The sequence below is a fragment of the Xanthomonas sp. D-99 genome (assembly GCF_017746145.1).
GTDB lineage: Bacteria > Pseudomonadota > Gammaproteobacteria > Xanthomonadales > Xanthomonadaceae > Xanthomonas > Xanthomonas cissicola.
Map to the genome: position 1 here is coordinate 1 of NZ_JAGHWU010000074.1, position 5,510 is coordinate 5,510.

9 protein-coding genes and 1 pseudogene are annotated in these 5,510 nt (G+C 62.7%); 7 read left to right on the plus strand and 3 right to left on the minus strand.

Translation table 11 applies throughout. The annotated features are described in order from the left end of the window. Nucleotides 1-29 precede the first annotated feature (29 nt). The 5 genes and pseudogenes from J7360_RS21485 to J7360_RS19165 form a co-directional block, all read left to right on the plus strand. A pseudogene (locus J7360_RS21485) lies at nt 30-129 on the plus strand (H-NS histone family protein); the annotation flags it as partial. 1 nt (nt 130) lies between these two features. After that, nucleotides 131-517 carry a hypothetical protein gene (locus tag J7360_RS19150; protein ID WP_209034515.1) on the plus strand — a complete coding sequence of 129 codons (387 nt, stop codon included), beginning with the start codon at nt 131-133 and terminating at the stop codon, nt 515-517. Nucleotides 518-618: 101 nt separating this feature from the next. After that, a complete protein-coding gene (gene csrA / locus J7360_RS19155) occupies nt 619-813 on the plus strand; it encodes a carbon storage regulator CsrA (protein WP_209034517.1) in 195 nt (64 codons plus the stop codon). Then, a complete protein-coding gene (locus J7360_RS19160) occupies nt 797-1,051 on the plus strand; it encodes a hypothetical protein (protein WP_244667835.1) in 255 nt (84 codons plus the stop codon). Before csrA ends, J7360_RS19160 begins: the two co-directional genes overlap by 17 nt. Next, entirely contained in the window at nt 1,048-1,560 is a 513-nt protein-coding gene (locus J7360_RS19165; protein WP_209034519.1) for a hypothetical protein, read from the plus strand. Before J7360_RS19160 ends, J7360_RS19165 begins: the two co-directional genes overlap by 4 nt. Before the next feature lie 124 nt (nt 1,561-1,684). Here the strand turns inward: J7360_RS19165 and J7360_RS19170 are convergent, their stop codons facing one another. From J7360_RS19170 to J7360_RS19180, 3 genes are read right to left on the minus strand one after another with little or no spacing between them, the layout of a single operon-like run. Then, nucleotides 1,685-2,239, minus strand: a complete 555-nt coding sequence (locus tag J7360_RS19170; RefSeq protein ID WP_209034525.1) for a plasmid pRiA4b ORF-3 family protein — start codon at nt 2,237-2,239, stop codon at nt 1,685-1,687. Between the two features lie 13 nt (nt 2,240-2,252). After that, nucleotides 2,253-2,669 carry a type II toxin-antitoxin system VapC family toxin gene (locus tag J7360_RS19175; RefSeq protein WP_022557732.1) on the minus strand — a complete coding sequence of 139 codons (417 nt, stop codon included), beginning with the start codon at nt 2,667-2,669 and terminating at the stop codon, nt 2,253-2,255. After that, on the minus strand, nt 2,666-2,920 hold the full coding sequence (locus J7360_RS19180) for a hypothetical protein (protein WP_057663112.1): 255 nt from the start codon (nt 2,918-2,920) through the stop codon (nt 2,666-2,668). The genes J7360_RS19175 and J7360_RS19180 overlap by 4 nt, the downstream gene beginning before the upstream one ends. 211 nt (nt 2,921-3,131) lie before the next feature. On the opposite strand from J7360_RS19180, the gene J7360_RS19185 reads away from it, so the two are divergent. Continuing rightward, a complete protein-coding gene (locus tag J7360_RS19185; RefSeq protein WP_057663111.1) occupies nt 3,132-3,725 on the plus strand; it encodes a recombinase family protein in 594 nt (197 codons plus the stop codon). After that, a partial coding sequence (locus J7360_RS19190) for a DUF4158 domain-containing protein (RefSeq protein ID WP_209034521.1) occupies nt 3,722-5,510 on the plus strand: 1,789 nt, incomplete at its 3' end. The genes J7360_RS19185 and J7360_RS19190, both read left to right, overlap by 4 nt.

Genomic DNA, 5,510 nt, shown 5'->3' on the forward strand with positions numbered 1-5,510 from the left:
GATTAAAAGTGCTGGTGACATCCCAGCAAGTCGAAACTCACCTGGACCGGCAAGGGTCGGAAACCCACTTGGGTTTCCGAATACCTGGCCGGCGAAGGCCACAGCCTGGACGATTTGAAGATCAAGTGACATGGGCAAGGTCATCCCCTTCCAGCGTCCCCGTCCCCGCCGCCCTGGTCCCGCCAGGCCGCGCCAGGGCGCGGGCGGGAAGGGCTGGGCCTGGTGGCTGGTCGGCGCTGCCGCCGCGGCCGTGGCGGCGATCCTCTCGCCGCTGCGCTGGCCAGCGCGGATCCTGCTGGTCCTGCTCAGCGGCGTCGGCATCGTCGGCGCGGTGGCCTGCTACTGGCTTTCGTCCCCGACCAACTGGCCGATGATTCGCCTCGCCGTGGTCGCGTTTCTCGGTTCCGTTGCCTTGTGGCATGGCGGCGAAGCCGCGTTGAAAGGCGCAAGAGCGTTGAGCGCCTACAGCTTTGAGAAGGTCCGCCAGCTACGAGCGGCACCGCGCAAAGCTGCATAAAAATACCCCGGCGCACGAACGCCGGGGAATTGAGTGTTGGCCTATATCACTAGGCCGCCGCCACCCTACCCCGGCAGCGTCGGCCCTTCAAGGAGCGAACCATGCTGATACTGACGCGCCGGATCGGCGAAACCCTGATGATCGGCGACGACTCCACCACCGTCACGGTGCTGGGCGTCAAAGGCAACCAGGTCCGAATCGGAATCACAGCCCCGCCTACGGTTCCCGTGCACCGCGAGGAAATCTACGAGCGCATCCAAGAGCAGCGGAAGCGGGATCATGCGCCTGGCGCTTGAGCTTCCCAACACGCCCGAACGCCTGCGCGTGCGGGCGTGTATGGCGGTCGAACGCATCCTGGCCGAACACGGCATCACGCTATCGCGCCTGGCGCTGCTGGCCACCGAGGGCGGGCGAAAGTACAAGGCCGAGCGCGAGGCCTACCAGCTGGCCAGCGATGCCGCCGTGCGCGTCCTGGCGGACGCCGGCACGCCGGCCGAGCAGATCGAGCGCGCCCGCTTCGCGCTCATCCCGTGAGGGTCGCGCACGTGCTGATTCCTGCGGGCGGGATCCTGCTGGCCATCGCCGCCCTGGTCGCCCACGACGACGCCGGCAGAGCCGACCAGGCCGCCGACGTGGCGACCACCGAGACGGCCGCCTACCTGGCCACCTTCATCGAGCATCCGGCGCTGTCCGAATGCGCCAGCAAGCGCTACGGCGCGCAGCTGCACGCCGCAGGCCTGGCCCGCTTCGCGTTGGAGCCACAAGCGTCGGACTGCCCGTTCGCCGCTTGCATCGGCTCGCGGATCCGCGGCCTGGCCGACTACCGCGACGACGGCGGGATGCTTCTACGTACCGCGCTTTTCATGGATCCGCCGAAGATCCCGATTGCCTCGCCGCTGCTGGGCGAGTCGATCCCGTTTTCGCTGGCCATCGACGGCGATCACGTCCGGGTTTTCGCGCCTCCTGCCCTGCCCCTGGCCGCGCCCCTTTCCCAGGTGTGCGAAGCGCTGGCCGCACCGCTCAAGCCTCTGTCTGAAGCATAAATTGCGTCGGCAATTCCCAGGTGCAGGCCACGACCGTGGCCAGGCTGGGGTTCTAAGCCGGAACCGCCGAAAATTCCGTTACTCCAAGCTCCAGTCCCGGCTATGAGTGACCAACTCGGTAAGTTCAAGCAGTGGGTTGATGATTTTTCGGCATCGACACCTCGACGTACCCAGCTAGGCGCTTCTGGGCTTCATCCATGTCAAACACCTTGGGATCGAACGGCCCGCCCAGCCACTCGATGAGTTCGCGCCGACGGGCGTTGCGGTGACCAGCAAGAACACGGAGCAAGTCTGCATACCCCCACGACCCGCCACAATCTTCCGGTGGACAGGCGTACTTGCCGGCGACCATGCATGGATAGGTGCCTGTCGGTCGTGCCATCGCCTTCTCGACCGTCACTCTGTGCTGCCAGTTGTCGCCAAAATCGTAGGTGTACGTCAGGGCATCACCGATGCGGCAGACATCGCACAATCGCAGTTCGCTGTTGATCGCGCCGCCGTACCCGCGCCCATCCTGGTACGAGAACAGGTGCATCAACTCCCAGCCCATAGCGCCTTGGATGAAGTAGTGCAATTGCGCGAGTTTCGCATCCGAATGGGTATCGAAACGACGCCACACGGCCGGCGCTACGCCAAGCAGTTCGACCTTGAGACGCCACACGGGTGTAGGGTTGCGCATCGTCATGGATTCCTCACCCTTCCCACGGATTGATGACGGTTACGCCGGCCGCTTCGTAAGGGGCCGTGTCGCGTGACGCCACAATGAAACCCCGCGAGGCAGCAATCGCTGCGATGTAGCCGTCGGGTGTCGGAAATCCTCGCCCTCCGATCTTTGCCGTCACGGCCAATTCGGCATAACGCCGCGCTGCATCGATGTCGAATGGCAACACCCGATCCCTAAACAGGCCCATGAGGCCATCAAGGGCCTGTTCCAGCATGTCCTTGCGCTTACCGGCAGGAAGCGCAGCGATGCCAAATAGCAGTTCGGCCAGCGTCACGCTGGACAGGTACAGTGTTTCAGCGGCTTGATCGTTCAACCAGGTCCGCACGGATGGGTGCGGCTCGGGCTTCATCGCCTCGGAAACGACGTTGGTATCGAGAACGATCATTCAAGCCTCGGCGGGACGGCCGGCGTCTTGTCTCTTACCCGATCGAAGACCTCGAAGTCCTCATTCGTCAGGCCAATCTTGCGACCCAAAGCCGCCAAGGCTTCGCCTAGGCGAACGCGCGTCTCTGGCTTGACTGCGGTCGCCAGAATCTCGCGGACCTCGGCCTCGGTGCTGTGCCCATGTTGAGCGGCCCGCATGCGCAATGCGCGGTGCACATCATCCGGCAGATTACGTACTGTCAGCATTGCCATAGCATTCGCCTTTTCGAAAATGCATTCGATGCATGCATTTTATTTATTTGAGTTCATTATTGCAAGGGCCGGACCCTGTCGCCAAACACATGTTTTGCGGCATCTTTGCAACAGCCTCTCGAATCGCTCGTTCGGTGGCCCTAAATTTGTGCGGAAAACAGTGTCGCCATGCGCTATTGTACGGAAACCTAATCTTGATGGTTATCCGCTCATGTTAGTGGGCTACATGCGCGTGTCGTCCGATTCCGACCGCCAGAGCACAGACTTGCAGCGTGACGCCCTGCTCGCTGCCGGCGTCGATGCCCGGCACCTCTTCGAGGATCGTGCTTCCGGCGCGAAGGATGACCGGGCTGGCTTGGTGCGGGCGCTCGAATTCGTGTGCCCTGGCGACGTGCTGGTGGTGTGGAAGCTGGATAGGCTCGGCCGCTCACTATCGCACCTGCTCACCATCGTGACCTCGCTCAAGGAAAAGCAGGTGGCGTTCCGCTCGTTGACCGAAGGTATGGATACCACCACGGCATCGGGCGAGCTGCTGTTCCACGTATTCGGTGCGCTCGCGCAGTACGAACGCGCCTTGATCCGAGAGCGTGTCGTTGCCGGCTTGGACTCCGCCCGCAAACGTGGCCGGATCGGTGGCCGACCACAGGCAATCACTGGCGAGAAGCTGGATGCCATTATCGCCGCACTCGATGGTGGCATGTCCAAGGCGGCGGTGTGCCGCAACTTCGGCGTCAAGCGCACTACCTTGATCGAGACGTTGGCGCGGATCGGCTGGGCGGGCTCCGATGGAGCGTCGTCACGATGATCGCCAAGAGCGAACGATTGACGGTGCTGTCGGACGCCGAACAGGAAGCCCTGTACGGCTTGCCTGACTTTGATGATGCTCAACGGCTGGAATACTTGGCATTGACCGAATCCGAACTGGCACTCGCCAGTTGCCGCCCCGGCCTCCATGCCCAGGTCTATTGCGTCTTGCAGATCGGCTACTTCAAGGCCAAGCACGCCTTCTTCCGCTTCGACTGGACTGAGGTCGAGGACGATTGCGCCTTCGTGCTGAGCCGCTACTTCCACGGCGAGGCGTTCGAGCATAAAGCGATCACCAAGCACGAGCACTACGCCCAGCGCGAGCGCTTGGCCGAGTTGTTCGGCTATCGGCCGTGGGCGGCCGACTTCCTGCCGCAACTCGCGCAGCAGGCCGTGCAAATCGTCCGCCGCGACGTGACACCGGGATTCGTCGTCGCCGAGTTGATCGGCTGGCTCAACGAGCACAAGATCATCCGGCCCGGCTACACCACCCTGCAAGAATTGGTCAGTGAAGCCCTGTCCGCCGAACGTCGACGCTTGAACAGCCTGCTGGCAGAAGTGTTGGACGAATCGGCCAAGGCCGCGCTGGCCCAGTTACTGGTGCGTGAGGACACCCTGTCGCAACTGGCGGCACTCCAGCAGGACGCCAAGGATTTTGGCTGGCGTCAGATGGCCCGAGAGCGCGAGAAGCGCGCCACGCTGGAACCGCTGCACAGGATCACCAAGGCGTTGCTGCCAAAGCTCGGCGTCTCGCAGCAGAACCTACTGTATTACGCGAGCCTGGCCAACTTCTATACCGTCCACGACCTGCGCAACCTCAAGGGGGATCAGGCCCGGCTCTACCTACTGTGTTATGCCTGGGTGCGCTACCGGCAGCTTACCGACAACCTGGTCGATGCCATGGCCTACCACATGAAGCAATTGGAGGATGAAAGCCGCGCGGCGGCAAAGCAGTCCTTCATCGCCGAGCAGGTACGCCGCCAGCAGGACACGCCGCAGGTCGGCCGCCTGCTGTCACTTTACGTGGACCATAGCGTCGCCGATCCAACGCCGTTCGGCGAGGTACGTCAACGCGCCTACAAGATCATGCCCCGCGACACGCTGCAAACCACCGCGCAGCGCATGAGCGTAAAGCCGATGAGCAAGTTGGCGATGCACTGGCAGGCGGCGGACGGCCTGGCTGAGCGCATACGCCGCCATCTGCGACCGTTGTACGTCACGCTCGATTTCGCGGGCACCCACCCGGACAGCCCGTGGCTGGCAGCGTTAGCTTGGTCCAAGAGTGTGTTTGCCAAGCAGCAGCGGCTGTCGCAACGGCCGCTGGCAGAATGCCCGGACGCTACGCTGCCGAAACGGCTTCGTCCGTATCTGCTGACCTTCGATGCAGACGGTAAGCCGACCGGCTTGCACGCCGACCGCTACGAATTCTGGCTCTATCGACAGATCAGGAAGCGCTTTCAGTCAGGTGAATTGTTTCTCGATGACAGCCTGCAACACCGCCACTTCTCCGACGAGTTGGTCTCGCTGGACGAGAAGGCCGACGTGCTCGTGCAAATGGACATCCCCTTCCTGCGGAAACCGGTCGATGTTCAGTTCAATGCGCTGGCAACTGAACTGCGCACGCAGTGGCTGGCGTTCAATCGCGAGCTGAAACAGGGCAAGCTGACCCACCTGGAATACGACAAGGACACGCAGGCGCTGATCTGGCGCAAGCCCAAGGGCGAGAACCACAAGGCACGCGAAAAAGCGTTCTACGAGCAACTGCCATTCTGCGATGTCGCCGACG